This window comes from Streptomyces sp. NPDC050085 (assembly GCF_044460595.1).
In the GTDB taxonomy this organism is placed as follows: domain Bacteria; phylum Actinomycetota; class Actinomycetes; order Streptomycetales; family Streptomycetaceae; genus Streptomyces.
On sequence record NZ_JBITJZ010000006.1, the window covers coordinates 44,949 to 60,836 of the forward strand.

Below are 15,888 nucleotides of genomic sequence, written 5' to 3' on the forward strand. Positions count from 1 at the left end.
AAGTTGGTCCGACACACATCCTGAATGTCCGACACACATCCTGAATGGAAGAGCATGCTCGCGACGGTGGCTCCCCGGGCACCGACCTCGTGACCGGCCCCACCCGAACCATTGGCTCAGTCGGACGGCCCGTAGCGGGCGGCGACCGTGACGGCGCGGTTGTACAGGGAGGTGCGCAGCCACTGCGGGGCCAGGACCTCCGCGTCGGTTGCGTGCTGCCACAGAGCCCACTCGGCGTGCCTCGCGTCTTGGAAGATCACGTTGAGCCGCAGCCGGCCGTCCGTGTCGGCTTCCTCCGCTTCCTCCGCTTCCTCCGCTTCCTCCGCGTAGACGGCCAAGGCGGTGCCGACCAAGTGGTCCCTACCTTTCGGGTCCACCCGGACCAGCACGGCAACCTTGTCGCCGCCGGACCGGAACCGCGCGTTGCGTTCCTGCCAGGCCCGGTCCAGGTCGATCGTGTCCGGTCGCTGCGCGGGCTCGTCGAGTTCCTTGGCGGCCAGCACCCGGGACAAGCGGTACGTGCGGTCCTCGCCTGCTCTCTCGGCCAGCAGGTAGCCCTGTCCTCGTACGGTGACCAGGCCGATCGGGTCCACCGTGCGCCACTTCGGGTCCTGGTCCACCGCCGCATAGTGAATGCGCAACTTGTGGCCGGCGAGCACCGCGCACCGGACCTCCGCCACGATGGCGTCGGGTACGTCCTCGGCCGCCACGGGACGCGAGAGGAGGTCGGTCTCCGGGTCGATGAGTAATCGCTGTGCCGCATCGGCTGCGGTGTCCCGAAGCCCCTCGGGCAGCGCGTCGACCACCTTGAGCATGGCCGAGGCAAGGGCCGAACCGAGGCCGAACAACTGGGCTCCGCGGCGCGATCCCGCCACGAGCAGGGCGAGCGCCTCGTTGTGATTCAGTCCGGTGAGCGCTGTCCGGAAGTCGGGCAGGAGCGCGAAGCCGCCGTTGCGACCACGCTCGGCATAGACCGGGACGCCCGCCGTGGACAGTGCCTCTATGTCGCGCAGCACAGTGCGGGTGGACACCTCCAGCTCAAGAGCCAGTGTCTCCGCGGTCATCCGACCGCGCTGCCGCAGCAGGAGCACCAGGGAAACCAGCCGGTCCGCGCGCATACGAAAACCCTAACCAAATACATGACCAAGGGTGTCACGTATTGATGGAACGCTGCTGTGTGTGACGTCAACGCCCGGCGAATGCCGCGTTGTTGACCGTACGCAGTTCAGCGGACCGAATGGACGGAGCGAGTCGGTAATGGAACGTAACGCGGTCAACCCAGTGACGTGGTCGGTCGAGATGGGTTTCAACCAGGGTGAGGTCGTCTCCGGGCACTCGCGGACCCTGTACCTCTCGGGGCAGACCGCGATGAGCAAAGAGGGCAGGCCCGAGCACGACGGGGACATGGCAGCGCAGTTGGCGCTGAGCGTCGACAACATCGAGGCGGTGCTCGCCGAGGCCGGCATGACCCTCGCGAACCTCGTCCGGCTCAACGTCTACACGACCGACGTCGACCTTCTCTTCCAGCACTACGGTGTATTGGCGGGCCGACTCGGCGCGGCCGAGGTCGCGCCGACCACCACCATGCTCGGCGTGACGCGTCTGGCGATCCCCGGCCAGATGGTCGAGCTCGAGGGCACTGCCGTCGACTGACATGACGCCACATCCGCCGCTGCCCATGCTGGGGTCCGGCGTGGGCAGCACGCGCGGTCTCTGTGACAATTCCCGCGGTGACGGCGAACTCGTGCTCGGCCGGCGCGAAGTGGAGGCGTCGCACCGGCCTCCCGCTCCGGAGTCGCCAAGTGTCGCGGCGCCCCGTGTCGTTGAGGACCTTGAGGACCGCTCGTCCGGGCCTGCGGCGGAGGATTCTCCGCTGCGGTGGTGGGCCCGGTGGGGTTGGCGTGGCGGTTTCGCGGAGTACTGGAGGGACTCGCGGTGCTGGTCATGCCTGGGCGGCGGACGTCGACGATGGAACTGTTGGCCGTCGAGGCGGCGGGCCGAGGCATGTCGGTCAGGGCGGCGGAGGAGCCCGGCCTGACCGGCCCCGCGTACTGGTACGGCGGACCGGTCGCGGGCGCGCGGCTGGCCGGTCGACTCGGGTTCGCGTTGCTGGAGCCGGCAGACGGCTGGCTCACCGGGTTGCCGGAAGAGTTCACCGGCCGCCGGGTACGGGCGGGGACCATCGCGGACGCACGGGCGATCGACCGGCCGACGTTCGTCAAGCCGCCCCGTGACAAGTCCTTCCCGGCCGATGTCTACACCGACGGCTCGCGGCTGTCCTCCGGCCTGGACCCGGCAACACCGGTGCTGCTGTCCGATGTGGTGACCTTCGCGGCCGAGTACCGGCTGTTCCTGCTGGACGGACGGATCGCCACGGCGAGCCGGTACGCAGTGTTCGGCCGGCTCGACCCCTGCCCGCTCGGCGCGGACCGCGCGGACCGGGCGGTCGCCGACCAGATCACGGAGTTCACCGACCGGCTGACCGCCGCAGCCGGGCACACACTGCCGAGTGCCGTCGTCGTGGATGTCGGGCAGTTGCTGGACCCGTACCGCCCAGGCCGCCGCTGGGCCGTGGTGGAGGCCAACATGGCGTGGTTCTCGCATGCCTACGCAGCCGATCCGGCACGGGTACTGGACGTGGTCCTGCAAGCGGCGGGGCCACGCGAGCACTTGCGGCCACGAGATCTGGCATTCCAACGGCACTGATCACAACAGCCAAGTACACGTTGGTGATGACCAACGTCGGGGCTGCTGATCGGCCGGCCCAATCGCGGCGACGACTGCGCTGTGGATGCACCGCAAGTCGCGTAGGAATTGCTGCTGCCGGCGCGAAGGCCAGCACCAGCGACGGCGAGCGGGGGTGCGGTTCGAGGACGTCGCGCCCGACGGCACACCCACACCACTGAGCCGCGGCGCACCGGCACCGACGACTCCCCCGCGCTCCTCCCGCCCGCCGCCCGCCGCCCGCCGCCCGCCGCCCGGACAGCGAACCTGGTCGGCGGGGTCTACCGGTTCCGACAGGGAGGCGAAGGCACTGCCCACCAGATACGCGTTCGCCATCAGCCCGACCTCCGGACGGCCCTTCTCGGCGGCGCGGGCGCGGGCATCGGTGCGGCGACCGCACGACCGAGCAGCAGCACGAGCACTGTCGTTCCCGCCCAGCCATCGACCAGATGGCGGCACACGTAGGGACCCCCTGGCCACCGCGCCGGACGCACCCGAGCGCCCTCGCTGGAAGTCATACGACAATCCGCCGACCAACCCTGGAGGCCCCCGATGATCAACCTGCGCGCCGCTGTCCTGACCGGCGTCCTCGCCCTGTCCGGCTTCGGCCTGGCAGTCCCTGCCGTCCACGCCTCACCCGTAGCCACACGATGCCCCGAAGGCCAGATGTGCGCCGGGTTCGCAGGTCTTCCGTGCCCCGAGGGCTACGCCTGCCTCGACGATCCCCGCGACAGTTGCGACCCGGCCGCCGGCGGCGCCGACTGTTCGGGAGTGTGTGTGCCCGAGGCCCAGGCCGGCTCGCGCCACCCCTACCGGGGCGTCCTGCCGGGATTCGACGACTACCCCGTCCTCCCGAAAAGGAGCGGAATCCACATCGGCATCAGCCTCTAGGCGTCACTGTGTCGCACGCGGCAGTGCGACGTGCCGGAGTACCGGCCTGGCCGTCAACGAATGCCTGCGGTCAGGTCAGTTGGCCGGGTCAGACGGACCGTTGTGCGAGGTCTGTCAGCAACGTGACCGCCTCGGCTCCACGCTCGTAGGGGATGAAGAGGTGGTCGTGATGGAATCCGGCCACGACGTTGCAGCTCAGGCCCGCCGCGGCGAGCTCCTGGGCAACTGCGGCGGTGAGTCCGACGGCATCCAGGGCGGAATGGACGCGCAGCGTGATCCAGGCGGCCACGTAGTCGTAGGGAAGCCCGGCCGCGTCGGCGTCCTCACGCCGGAGCACCAGGGTGAGCCCCTCCTGCTCGGCAACGGTGACCACGGGGGTGAGGCCTGGCGGGACATCGCCCTCGACGACGGTGAACACATAGCGGCCCGGCCGCAGCTCGGGGCTCATGCCGTTCAGCAACTTCCGCAGGTCAGTCTCGCCACTCATGACGACGATCCTACTCAAACCAGGTGATACTCGGCGTCCGTCACCTTCCTCAGGACCGATCAGGTGGGCGCCGGGCTTCCGGTCGAGGTCCGCGGCCGCCTGTTCGCGTTCGGACCCGGGGAGGAGAAGGGTCCCAGCAGGACTTCTGGATCGCCGTCCACTGTGCTGCGTCTGCGTCTCCTGTCAGGTCAGGTTCTCGGCCAGGTCGGAGAAACATCAATCGGTTCAGGCACCGGCCTGGCCCGCCAGGACTGTTCGTGGGAGACAGCCTCGCCGTACGCGATCCCGCCCCGCGGCATCTGAGGGTCGACGTCGACGTCGCCGCCGCGAGAGTTGCTTGTCGGACCGGTGCGCCGCGAGAAGCGCTGTGGCACTGTCACTTGCGACGCGTACGTCGACGATCCTGGGGTGATGCGATGAGATCGGCACTCTTCTTGGCCCCGTTCGACGAGCTTGCGGATCCGCGGATCGTCGCGGACCTGGCGGTCGAAGCGGAGGAGGCCGGATGGGACGGCTTCTTCCTCTGGGACCACGTGCAGTGGCGGCCGCCGGTCCGGGAGTTGGCCGACCCGTGGGTGTCCTTGGCGGCGGTGGCCACTGCGACGAGCCGGATCCGGCTCGGGCCGATGGTGACACCGCTGGCACGCAGGCGTCCCGTCAAGGTGGCTCGCGAGACGGCCACCCTCGACCGGTTGTCCGGCGGACGCCTCACACTCGGTGTCGGTCTCGGGGACGACCGATTCGGCGAGGAATGGTCGCGCACGGGCGAGGAGCTCGATGCCCGGACGCGGGCTCGCATGCTCGACGAGTCCCTCGACGTACTCACGCAGGCGTGGAGCGGCGAACCGGTGCATCTGCTCGGTACGCACTACGTGGTCGACGGCATCCGGTTCCTGCCGCGCCCCGTACAGCGTCCCGGCGTGCCGGTCTGGGTGGCGGGTTTCCCCGGCAAAGTCGCGCCGTTGCGGCGGGCGGCACGACACGACGGCTTCGTGCCGGTCAATCTGGAGCATCCTGGTCAACTCGCTGCGATCGCCGAGACGTTGAGGGAACTGCGTGGCGACGAGACGGGAGACATCGCCGCGGTTCTCCCGCCGGACACCGATCCGGCCCCCTACGTGGCAGCCGGTGCGACGTGGTGGCTGGTCGAACTCGGCCCTGGTACGACGCTCGCCGCGGCCCGCGATGTCATCCACCGTTCACGTTAGTCGACCCGTATCGGTCACCCACCTGAACTCCCCTGCGGCCAGGACGTGTTGGCACCTCCTCTCGCTAGCCTTGCTTGTTCCTCGCGCCCTTGGGTTGGGACGGACGTGATGCGCATGACCCAATCTTTGTCAGTGGCCGGTATCGACGTCTCAACGACTCCCGGACCACGGCTGCCGTATGGTGCTCGATCTCAGTGGCGTCTCGTTTCTGGGCTTAGCCGCAGTGGAAATGGTCGTGGCGCTGGAAAAGCTGGTGCGAGCCGCAGGCCGGGAACTTCAAGTGCGGGAACCGGTGATCCCAGGCTGCGGGCGCTCCGTCTCAACGGCGGGCTACGGGCTTTGTACGTCACGAGGACCGCCGTGCCGGATCGGCCGCCAGGGCCCAGGAGCGCAATGAGCGGGTGCCGAGGGAGGCGTTGGCAACGGCATTGCGTGTGACCGGGGCGCCGATGGGAAATTCCCAGCTCTTCGACCCCGTCTCTGGAAATCTGCGCATTTCCGTGCAACGGGGTTTCCACCAGCCGTTCTTGTCGTTCTTTCGCCGCGTCGAGGCCACCGGTCACGCAAGCAGCTGCGGCGCGGCGGCTCAGCGGCAACGGTCCGTCTTCGCCGCGGACATTCGCGCGCCTCGACGTTCGTGGGGACCACGGCGTTGGAGGTCCTCCAGGACGCGGGAGTGTCGGCGGTGGCCTCTCTGCCGGTCATCTCCCTGACCGGCGATCTGGTCGGAATGATCTCCACTCACCACACCCGGCCCACCACGTGGTCTCGCGAGCCGAAGGGCCGGGTCGATCAGCCTGCGCCTGTGGTCGCACATCGGCTGCAACAGGACGGCAAGGAGTGGACACGAAAGGACCGACACCGCCAACCACCCGCACGACAGCGTCACTTCACTGCCGTACGAGTGACCGGCGGGCACCGACATGAACGTCGCCGAGGTCTCGTGGATGCACGGCCCCATGCGCGGTCAGCCCACGTTCACCATCCGGGCTCGGCTCGGGACCCCGGCCGAGTTCAGCGCGAACAGCAGGTAACTGCCGGGCAGCACCACCCCGGGGTCCGAGGGGACGCTGAGGGTGTACGACGTCGTGCTGTGACGGGTGAACGTGAGCGGTACGCGTCGCTGGTCGTTGTCCGTGGAGTGGGTCGCCGCGCCGGCCCTCACCAGGGCGAACGAGGTGACCGCCGAATCCGTGGTCACGGGAAGCGCCGCCCCTCCCGCCACGTGGGCGGGCACGGTGCCGGTGATGACCGGCCGGGTGCGTTCGGTGCCGTCGGCGTTGAGCAGGTAGGGCGGTGTGAAGACGGCTCCGTCTGCGTGGTTCGTGGCGCAGTCGCCGCACAGGCCGCCGCCGCCGGAGAAGATGCGCCCGTCGGGCAGCAGGTTGGCCACGCTGTGGTAATTGCGCGGTACGGCCATGCTCGCCATCTCGGTGAAGCGCCCTGTCGCCGGGTCCCAGATCTCGGGCGTGAGCGTGGAGGTCGCGTCGCTGAACGGCACGGGATAGGACTGACCTCCGAACACGGCGACCTTGCCGTCCGGCAGGACCACGCTATTGCTGAAGGAACGGGCGAAGGCCATGTCGCCGGTCCGCGCGGCCTGCGGCTGCCCGCCCGTGCCGAGGTCGACCGTGTAGGCGCGCCGCGTGGCCGTCGCGTTGTCGTAGGCGGGGGCGCCGCCCAGCGTGAGGAGTTTGCCGATGTCGTACGCGACGGCGTTGCCGTTCATGGCGTCCGCGCTGTCGGCTCGCGTTCCGGCGGCGGTGACGGAGCCGTCCCCCTGCGTCGAGATCCAGTTCATCTGCTTGCTCGGCCCCAGTTGGAGGACGCGGCCGTCTGAAGTCGCGTGCAGCCATTGGTGGTTGTCGGCCCGGTAGGGGCCCGCAGGGTCGGCGGTCATGGTGTCGGTCACCGGCACGCCGGGCAGGGTGCGCCAACTGCCGGTGGACGCCGACCAGACCTCTCCGTCCTTGCCGCCCTGCCCGCCGCTCCAGGAGCCGCCGAGGACGAAGGCGTCGCCGGTGGAGAGCAGGGTCATGGCCTGGTAACCGCGGGCGATGTGCATGTCCTCGGTGGCGGACCAGGTGTCGGTGGCCGGATCGTAGAGGCTCGCCCGCTCGGCGTTGCTCCCGCCGGTGACCAGGACCCGGCCGTCCCTGAGGAGCGCGATGCCGGGGCAGAACATGTCGTGGTGCGTGTTGTCGACGCGCCGCTGTGTGACGGCTCCGGTGCCGAGGTCCATGATCGCGGTCTGCGTGTAGCCGTTGCTCCCCCCGAAGCGGTCGACACCGTACGCGGACCAGGCAAGCAGCTTGTTGTTCGGCAACAGGGCGGTGGCCACGGGGACCAGCGGGAACCCGGTGATCCGGCCCCAGGAGCCGGCGGTCGCCGGGTTCGCCGGAGCGCTGAGCCGGATCTCCGCCGCCGACGACCACGGCCCGCGCCCGCCCGCCTCCGTGGTGGCCGTCAGACGGACGTAACGCGCGCTGACGGTGCGCAAGAAGGTGGCGCCCTTCACGGTGTCGTCGTCCTTCCACGTGCCTCTGGCGACGGGCGTCCCGAAGGTGGTGCCGTCCGTGCTGGCCGTCACGGTGTAGGCGCCGATCCGGCCGTTCGCTCCGGACCTGCGCGGCTGGTAGGTCAGGGCCGAGACGTCGCGGACGCTCTTCATGTCGATGGTGATGCTGTGCGGCAGGGGCTGCGCGGTGCCTGAGTAGCGGCTGTGCCAGATGGTGTCCGGATCGCCGTCGAGGACCTGGGCGGCGGCGTTCCCCGAGGCGGCGGTCTCCTCGTCGCTCGCCGAGGCCGTCCACCCCGTACGCGACAGGTCGACGACGGCGGCCGGTGAGCCGGGATCGCCGAGGAGGTTGATCTCGGCCGCCGATGACCAGGGGCCGCGGTTCCCGGCCTCGCTCGTCGCGGTGAGCCGCACATAGCGGGTGCCCTGCGCGGCGAAGCTCAGCGTCTTGGCCGTGGCGTCGTCGCCGAGCGTGCCCGAGGCGACGGCGGAACCCCAGCTCGTGCCGTCGGCGCTCAACTGGATGGTGTACGAACCCACCCTGCCGTTGGCGCTGTTGGTACGCGGCTGGTAGACGAGTGCGGACACGACGGCACTGCGGTGCATGTCGAGGGTGAGGGTGTGCGGCAGCGGTGCGGCGGTGCCGCTCCACTTGCTGTGCCAGATGGTGGCGGTGCTGCCGTCGAGCACGTTCACGGCGCGTCCGTTCTCGGACGCCGTCTCCTCGTCGCTCGCGGAGACGGTCCAGCCGTTGCGCGGAAGTACGGGAGCGGTCGGTTCCATCGCGTCGGCCGGCACCACCGGTTCGTGGGGCGCCGCCATGGGGTGCCGCGGGTCGACGCTTCCAGCGGCGGCGGGGCCGATGGCCGCGGTGGCCGGGCTGCTTCCCGTCAGCGGGAGCAGCGCGGCGACGACGGCGGCGAGCGCGACGGCTATGAGTCCGGTGGATCTGAGTCTGTGGTGCGCCAAGGAGTGGAGCAGGCGGGTCAGCATGATGTCCCCCCGACATGTGCGGCTGATGCGCATATAGGGGCATGACCATGCCAACGCTCTGGGAGGGTGTAAAGGGCCGGCGCACGCCCGACCGTCGACACCCGTGTGTCTCACTCCACCGGTGCGTGCCCCAGCAGGTGGAGTTCCTCGGTGTCCAGGCGGCCCTGGATACGTCGCAGCACCGTGTCGTCGATGTCGCCCGTGTCCCGCAACCGGACCACCACGGCGCGGCGCTCCGCGAGCAGAGCGAGGCTGAGAGCCGTGTGGTCGTCGGTCAGGCGCCTGGGGTGGAGGGCGAGTTCGTCCGGGTCATCCGGGATCGCGGCGCAGCGCTGGGCCAGGGTGTCCGCCTGCAGTTGGTGGGAGCGCAGGATCGCCGCACGCACGTCGGGCGCCGTCCTTAGGCGCTCGGCCAGGTCGGGCAGCGCGGCGAGCGCCGTCTCGAACGCGGCCGACTCGGCGAGCCACTCCTCCCGGGCCACGGACTTGTCGTGCGGGATCCTCGCCCACCGCACCACCCGCGGCAGGACCAGCGCCTGCGCCATCGTCACGACGATCACCACACCGGTGACGAAGACGATGAGCTGGCGGGAGGGGAACGCATCGCCGTTGTCGAGGTGGGAGGGGATGCCCAGAGCCGCGGCCAGGGAGATGGCCCCGCGGAATCCGGACAGGGCGCTGACGGTCAAACGCCGCTGCGAGTACGTCGTGCCCGATGCCCGGGCCGTACCCCTGCGGGCGATCCGGAAGAAGGCGGCGACGCCGAAGTAGTAGGCGAACCGCACGGCGATGAGCGTGCCGGCCACGGCGAATCCGGTGCCCAGCGCTCGGGGGATCCCGTCGTCGCCCATCGTGCGCACGGAGAAGTCGAGTTCGACACCGATGAGCACGAAGAGGGAGCCGTTGAGGAGATAGGTGGCGACCATCCAGAAGTTCTGCGCCTGGACCCTCACTTCGGCACGCACCGTACGCGGCCCGCTCTGACTGAGCATCAGTCCGCACACCACGACGGCGACCACCCCGGAGGCGTCGATGTCCTCCGCGAGCAGGTACGAGGAGAACGGGGCGAGCAGCATCAGCACCTGGCCGCGCAGTGCGTCCGTCTGCGTCATCCGGACCCGGATCCACTGCACCACGGTGCCCGTGACGAAGCCGATCAGCGCGCCACCTCCGTAACCGAGCACGAAGAGCCATCCGACGTGCGGGACGGTGACGTCCTCGGTGCCGACGGTGACGCCGACCGCGATGCCGTAGACGACCAACGCCGTACCGTCGTTGAGCAGGCTCTCGGCACGCAGGAGCGTGATGTCCCGGCGGGGCAGGAGACGCGCCACGACGTTCACCGCGGTCGCGTCGGTCGGTGCGACCGCCGCACCCAGTGCCCAGGCGGGACCCCAGTCGATGCCGAGCGCGTGCGCGACGCACGCCACCGACGCCGCCGAGGCGATGACCAGCAACGTGGCGGCCAGGGCGACGTCGGTGAGGTGGCGGCGGATCTCACGCAGGGAGGTGTTGAGGCTCTCCCATGCCAAAAGTGCGGGCAGGAACAGCAGCAGCACCACCTCGGAGGGCAGTTCGACCTTGCTCAGTGCGGGGATCAGACCGATCAGCACGCCCATGGCCATGAGGACCACGGGCGGGGCGATGCGCAGCCGGTCGCCCAGGGCGGAACCGACCAGCACGGCGATCCCCAACAGCACGACAAGTTCCAGACCGAGCACGTGTTCCTCCCTGGCACTGATTGGCAGGGTTCACTGTGCCGTGCGTCCTGGTCGAAGTGCGGCTCGACGGCTTTGGTGTCGTGACGGTCGCCGATTCGCCCACGCGTCCGTGCTCATCGCGGTCGTCGCGGCCACCGTTCCGATCGCGGTGTCGGTCCCGGGCAACGCAGCCGCACAGCGCACGTCGGCGCCGATCGCCCGGTCCAGCGACGCACGCGCCACTGCGAGATCGTCCGCTGCCACCAGCAGGGCGAGTACAAGTGCAACAGCAGGTGCCTGGTCACCGATGGGGACGGCGGCGGGCACGAGCAACCAACTTCAGGACCGGTGACTGGAACGGCTGGCGCAGGTGCCGCGGCAGCGGGCTGCAGGCACACGACCCCTGATCGGGTCGTAGGCCTCCTTCACTGCACCGCGCCGTCCGGGAGGCACACGTAGCCGGGGCCCCAGCCGTTCGGTTCGACGTGGCTCGGCTCCTTTGAGCCGAGACAGGCGAGCCACGCCTCCCGGTAGGACGGGTCCCGCACGATCAGCTCCTGTTCGCCTTTGTCTGTGCGGACGAAGCCGTCGTACGCCTCGTTCGACAGCACGACCGTGCCAGTGCCGGGTTCCGGCTCGACGGCCTGCGCCGAACCGGACCAGGCGACGGGCGCGGTCAGGGCCAGGACGGCGCCGGCGATGACGGTACGGATGGACATGGGGTGCTCTCCCCGCTCATGGGCAACAGGACGTCATCTGCTCAACGCCCGGGCCCCGACCGGGTCACAGCCGACGTCAGGATCCCGCCGGTGCCGGCACAGGGGGGTCGCCCACGGACGTCTTCCGCTTGGCGAGCATGACGTCGATGTCGACACCCGACCGCGGTGGTGGCGCCCAGAACCAGCGTGCTCTGGCCTGCCGTGAAGCCCTCCTGTGTGACCTGGGCGTCGTGTCCGGTGAGGACGGCCGTCCGGCAGGTGCGGCGGCGTCGGTCCAGCCGGGAGGTCGCCTCCTCACCGCGCGCGGCCACCACCCCGGCGTGCTCGAGGCCCGACCGGCTCTCCCCCCTCGTCCGCGGCCCGGACGACCCGCGCGATCCTGGTGACCACCCACGCCATCCCGAGATCCACGCCTTGCTCAGCGCATGCCCCAGTCGCAATGCGATCACCGAGCCGCACCATCCAAGACGTGACGCTCGCTGCCCGCACCGCGCACCGCGCACGGCGGATCCGGCGTACGGCGCTGTCGTCCGAGCGCGCTCTACGGCGCCACTCAGCTTCCACTCGCTCCATACGGGCGGTTTCAGCCATACGCACTCCCAGACGGGCAAGGAGCGGACCAAGCCCTTGATCGGGCGCCGCGCCGTCCACCACCCCGACAGCCGGATCGCCGCGGCCCCGTTCAGCAGCGAGTCGACATGAGGAGGTCGCCATGAGCGACAGGAGTACGGGATTCGTCGAATTCTGGGACCGTGGTCGGGGGTACGGCTTCATCGTTCCCCTCGGCGGGAACCAGCCCGTCTACGTCCACCGCGACGATCTCGAGGGCGACTGCAAGAACCTCTCCGCCGACCAGCAGGTCACCTTCATCCTTCACCTGGGGCACGGACGTTTCGAAGCCAAGCAAGTACGCCATTGAGGCTTGGGCCTGATGTCAGGGACTGCATCCGAGGAACTGCGCCCCTCGCCCGCACTCCGTGCCCTGCACGGAGTCTCCGCTTGAGGCGAATCCCCCTGCCACAGCACGCTCTCGCCGATCAGTCGCAGAGCAGCGGGGCTTGAGAAATCCCGAGGACCATGGACGAGGGCTCGGCGTGCCGCGATCAGGCCAGGGGTTCGGGGTCGAGGCGGATGACTTCCGCGGGTCCGGCTCGGAATGAGGGGCTGGCGGCGTCGGCGTCGATCATGTGAGGCGTGGCGTCGTGCGCGGCGAGTGCCTCCTTCGATGCCCACCGCTCGACGAGTACGAAGCGGTCTGGATCGTCGCTCACCTGGTGCATGTCGTACTGCAGGCAACCCGGTTCGGCGCGCACGATCGGTGCGAGGCGTTCGAAGAGGGCGACCTGTTCCCCGCCCAGGCCCGGACGAGTAGTGATCAGGATGACGAGCTGTATCGGCTGTGACATGCGCGGCAGCATATGAGTGCCGCGCCGCGGAGCCGCCGCCGGGTGCGTCGAGATGGCCTCCGAGGCGCCCGCGGCAGCGCCAGGGTCACTCGCAGAAGCAGGGCGGCCATCGGACGGCGTCAGACATGACGTAACCGTGCGTGGCGTTCCGCGGGCCAGGGTCATGCAGCGGGTGGGTCACCCCGGCCGCGGCCGAGTTGTACCGGCGCCGCGGATGCTGCGGCGCCGTCGACGGCTGCAGGTCACTGGGCACTGGCCGAACCGGCGCGGGCCGCCGGCTTCGCGGGGCAGCCCACTGAGGATCACGTGCCGGACCCTGTCCACCCCCGTCTCCGTCGCCGCAGCGCCACCGAGCCGCTGACATCCCATCGACACAATTCCGTGCGCCAGCGGCTGCACAGTCATGATCAGGCGGATGCAGCGCCCTCCCAGACTCCGAGGTGTGCGCGGCTCCTTCGCGCACCGGGCGGTGGGAGTGGTGATCTTGATGGGTGTGTGGAACGCGACGGTGGCTCGGGCCTCCGGGCGTCAGGCGGCGTGTGGCGCGCTGGCGCTGGTGGCCGTCGTGGGAGGCGGTACGTACGCGGGTCTCGGGCTGCTCGGGGACGGCGGGGCACAGGCGTCCGCGCCGGCTGCCGAGTCCATGGGGGTCGCGGAGTTCGCCGACCGGCTGAAGCTGCCGTGGCCCGGTGAGGGGCAGACGAGCGTCGCCGTCGAGGGGCTCGGTTCGCTGGGCAGCAGGGGCGGTTCCCGGCCGGTGCCGATCGCGAGCGTGGCCAAGGTGATGACCGCGTACGTGATCCTCAGGGAACACCCCTTGAAGGACGGTGAACAGGGGCCGCGGATCGACGTCGATGCCGCGGCCGCCCGGGAGTCGCAGTCGCTGAGCGAGTCCACGGCGCCGCTGCCCGAGGGCGGGAGCTTCACCGAGCGCCAGATGCTGGAGCTGCTCCTGCTGCCGTCGGGCAACAACGTGGCGCGGCTCCTGGCCCGCTGGGACTCCGGCAGCCAGCAGGCGTTCACCGGGAAGATGAACCGGGCGGCGCGGGACCTCGGGATGACCCGTACGACGTACACGGGAGCGAGCGGATTCGAGGAGAGCACCCGCAGTACTGCCGATGACCAGCTGAAGTTGGCGCGGGCTGCCATGAAGCAGCCGGTGCTGCGCGCCGTCGTCCGGCTGCCGGAGACGGCCGTGCCCGGCATACCCGGCAAGATCGCCAACACGAACCGGCTCCTGGAGCGGCCCGGGGTCGTCGGCCTCAAGACCGGGTCGACCACGCCCGCGGGCGGCAATCTCGTGTGGGCCGCCGAGGTGGTCGCGGGCGGCGAGCGCCGGCTGGTGCTCGGCGTCACGCTCGCCCAGCGCGTGAACACCACGCCCACCGAGGGCCTGGCCGCCGCCCTGGACCGCAGCGGCGCACTCATCGACGCCCTGCGCCGCGAGCTGCCCGGTGCGGTGGGTTCCGGGAAGGGGGCACGGCCGTGACCGCTCAACTCGACACGCACAGCGCGCTGGAGCAGGAGGACTCCCCCGGCCGGCGCCGGGACGGCATCTGGTGGCGCGGGCGGATCCTCGCCGCGCTCGCCGTGTGCAGCGCGGCGCTCATGGTGGGGCACTCCCTGGTGCCGAACGTGTTCGGCCGCGTCGGCAGTCTCCTGGAGACCTTCCTGCCGTGGCTCGGGCTCAGCGTGCCGGTGCTGCTGGCCCTCGCCGTGGTGCGCCGTTCCGCGACGGCCGCGCTGGCCGTGCTGATTCCGGCTCTGGTCTGGGCCTCCCTGTTCGCCACCACGCTCGTGGACAAGGGGTCGGGGGGCGGTGATCTGACCGTGGTCAGCCACAACGTCGACGAGGGCAACCCCGACCCGGCGGACACCGCCCGCGACCTGGCCGCCTCGGGCGCCGGGCTCATCGCCCTGGAAGAGCTGTCCTCGCGCTCGGCCCCGGTGTACGAGCGGATGCTGGCCGGCGCGTACCCGTACCACGACGTGGAGGGGACGGTCGGGCTGTGGAGCCGCTACCCGCTGAAGGACGTCCGGGAGCTCCCCATCATGCCGTGGCCCCGTGCCCTGCGGGCCACCGTCGACACCCCGAAGGGTCCGCTGGCCGTCTATGTCGCGCACCTCGCCTCGGTACGGGTCCACCTGAACTCGGGATTCGGCACGGACCGGCGCAATGAGGCGGCGGCCGCACTGGCCTCCGCGGTGCACGCCGAGCGGCTGCCCCGGGTTTTGGTGCTCGGCGACTTCAACGGCACCACCGGCGACCGGGCTCTCGCGGGCGTGACCGACGGCCTGCGCTCGGCGCAGGACGAGGCGGGCGCGGGCTTCGGCTTCAGCTGGCCGGCCGCGTTCCCCGTGGCCCGGATCGACCAGATCCTGGTCAAGGGCATCGCTCCGGTCTCCGCCTGGACACTGCCGCGCACGGGCAGCGACCACCTCCCGGTCGCGGCGTCGGTGCGGCTGTGACGACCCGCCCTCGGTCCCGGGAGCTGCCCGTGGCGGTTACCGTCGAGTTCATGCACGAGCACGAACACGGGGGCGCCACGCCCGTTCACGTCCTTCTCGTCGAGGACGACGAGGCCATCCGCCGGTCCGTCGGCATGGCCCTGGAGCGGTACGGCTACCGGGTGTCGGCCGCGCCGGACGGCCTCACCGGCCTGGAGGTGTTCCGGGAGGGCGGGCACGACGTCCTCGTCCTCGACATCATGCTGCCGCACCTGGACGGCATCGGGCTGTGCCGCCGCATCCGCGAGACCAGCCAGGCGCCGATCCTGATGATGTCCGCACGCGGAGACTCGCCCGACGTGGTCGCGGGCCTGGAAGCGGGCGCCGACGACTACGTGGTCAAGCCCGTCGACACGACCGTCCTGGTGGCGCGTATCCGCACTCTGCTGCGCCGCGCCGAGTTCACCGCCGCGCCCGTCGCGGGTGACGGGGCGCCGCCCGCCGACGAGCGGCTCCGGGTCTTTCGCGACCTGACCGTGGACACGCTCGGCCTTGAGGTGCGCCGCGCCGGGACGACCGTCGCGCTCACTCCGACCGAGCTGCGGCTGCTCCTCGAGTTCGTGGCCGAGCCGGGCGTGGCCCTGTCCCGGCAGGCGTTGCTGCGCAGGGTGTGGGACTACGGCTGGGACGGGGACAGCCGGGTGGTGGACCTGGCGGTGCAGCGGCTGCGCAAGAAGATCGGCGCCGACCACATCGACACGGTCCGCGGGCACGGCTACCGGTTCCGGCGCTGA

The 15,888-nt window shown here is 70.4% G+C and carries 14 protein-coding genes; 8 read left to right on the forward strand and 6 right to left on the reverse strand.

What is annotated here, in order from left to right; genetic code table 11:
* Positions 1-116: 116 nt before the first annotated feature.
* Positions 117-1,118: a helix-turn-helix transcriptional regulator gene (locus tag ACIBUY_RS23285; RefSeq protein ID WP_399153539.1), complete on the reverse strand. Its 1,002-nt coding sequence runs from the start codon at positions 1,116-1,118 to the stop codon at positions 117-119.
* A 139-nt stretch (positions 1,119-1,257) separates the two neighbouring features.
* Here ACIBUY_RS23285 and ACIBUY_RS23290 point away from each other — a divergent pair, with 139 nt between their 5' ends.
* The 3 genes from ACIBUY_RS23290 (at position 1,258) to ACIBUY_RS23300 (ending at position 3,615) form a co-directional block, all read left to right on the forward strand.
* Positions 1,258-1,653, forward strand: a complete 396-nt coding sequence (locus ACIBUY_RS23290) for a RidA family protein (RefSeq protein ID WP_365565322.1) — start codon at positions 1,258-1,260, stop codon at positions 1,651-1,653.
* Between the two features lie 315 nt (positions 1,654-1,968).
* Positions 1,969-2,706: an ATP-grasp domain-containing protein gene (locus tag ACIBUY_RS23295; protein ID WP_365565750.1), complete on the forward strand. Its 738-nt coding sequence runs from the start codon at positions 1,969-1,971 to the stop codon at positions 2,704-2,706.
* 570 nt (positions 2,707-3,276) lie between these two features.
* Complete coding sequence (locus tag ACIBUY_RS23300) at positions 3,277-3,615, forward strand: hypothetical protein (protein ID WP_365565324.1); 339 nt, start codon at positions 3,277-3,279, stop codon at positions 3,613-3,615.
* 88 nt (positions 3,616-3,703) lie between these two features.
* Here the strand turns inward: ACIBUY_RS23300 and ACIBUY_RS23305 are convergent, their stop codons facing one another.
* The gene (locus tag ACIBUY_RS23305; protein ID WP_399153540.1) at positions 3,704-4,102 is read right to left on the reverse strand and encodes an ACT domain-containing protein; all 399 of its coding nucleotides are present in this window, start codon (positions 4,100-4,102) and stop codon (positions 3,704-3,706) included.
* 416 nt (positions 4,103-4,518) lie between these two features.
* On the opposite strand from ACIBUY_RS23305, the gene ACIBUY_RS23310 reads away from it, so the two are divergent.
* The gene (locus ACIBUY_RS23310; protein ID WP_365565329.1) at positions 4,519-5,310 is read left to right on the forward strand and encodes an LLM class flavin-dependent oxidoreductase; all 792 of its coding nucleotides are present in this window, start codon (positions 4,519-4,521) and stop codon (positions 5,308-5,310) included.
* A gap of 967 nt (positions 5,311-6,277) precedes the next feature.
* Here ACIBUY_RS23310 and ACIBUY_RS23315 read toward each other — a convergent pair.
* The 3 genes from ACIBUY_RS23315 to ACIBUY_RS23325 form a co-directional block, all read right to left on the reverse strand.
* Entirely contained in the window at positions 6,278-8,821 is a 2,544-nt protein-coding gene (locus ACIBUY_RS23315; protein ID WP_399153541.1) for a discoidin domain-containing protein, read from the reverse strand.
* Positions 8,822-8,931: 110 nt separating this feature from the next.
* Positions 8,932-10,542: a Na+/H+ antiporter gene (locus ACIBUY_RS23320; RefSeq protein WP_399153542.1), complete on the reverse strand. Its 1,611-nt coding sequence runs from the start codon at positions 10,540-10,542 to the stop codon at positions 8,932-8,934.
* A 404-nt stretch (positions 10,543-10,946) separates the two neighbouring features.
* Complete coding sequence (locus ACIBUY_RS23325; protein ID WP_399153543.1) at positions 10,947-11,240, reverse strand: hypothetical protein; 294 nt, start codon at positions 11,238-11,240, stop codon at positions 10,947-10,949.
* A 712-nt stretch (positions 11,241-11,952) separates the two neighbouring features.
* Here ACIBUY_RS23325 and ACIBUY_RS23330 point away from each other — a divergent pair.
* Entirely contained in the window at positions 11,953-12,159 is a 207-nt protein-coding gene (locus ACIBUY_RS23330) for a cold shock domain-containing protein (RefSeq protein ID WP_365565340.1), read from the forward strand.
* 184 nt (positions 12,160-12,343) lie between these two features.
* Here the strand turns inward: ACIBUY_RS23330 and ACIBUY_RS23335 are convergent, their stop codons facing one another.
* Positions 12,344-12,646, reverse strand: a complete 303-nt coding sequence (locus tag ACIBUY_RS23335) for a putative quinol monooxygenase (protein ID WP_365565343.1) — start codon at positions 12,644-12,646, stop codon at positions 12,344-12,346.
* A 442-nt stretch (positions 12,647-13,088) separates the two neighbouring features.
* Here ACIBUY_RS23335 and ACIBUY_RS23340 point away from each other — a divergent pair, with 442 nt between their 5' ends.
* The 3 genes from ACIBUY_RS23340 to cseB are packed head-to-tail and all read left to right on the forward strand — an operon-like array spanning position 13,089 to position 15,888.
* Complete coding sequence (locus tag ACIBUY_RS23340; protein WP_365565345.1) at positions 13,089-14,135, forward strand: D-alanyl-D-alanine carboxypeptidase; 1,047 nt, start codon at positions 13,089-13,091, stop codon at positions 14,133-14,135.
* 26 nt (positions 14,136-14,161) lie between these two features.
* Complete coding sequence (locus ACIBUY_RS23345; RefSeq protein WP_399153792.1) at positions 14,162-15,115, forward strand: endonuclease/exonuclease/phosphatase family protein; 954 nt, start codon at positions 14,162-14,164, stop codon at positions 15,113-15,115.
* A gap of 50 nt (positions 15,116-15,165) precedes the next feature.
* A complete protein-coding gene (cseB, locus tag ACIBUY_RS23350; protein ID WP_365565348.1) occupies positions 15,166-15,888 on the forward strand; it encodes a two-component system response regulator CseB in 723 nt (240 codons plus the stop codon).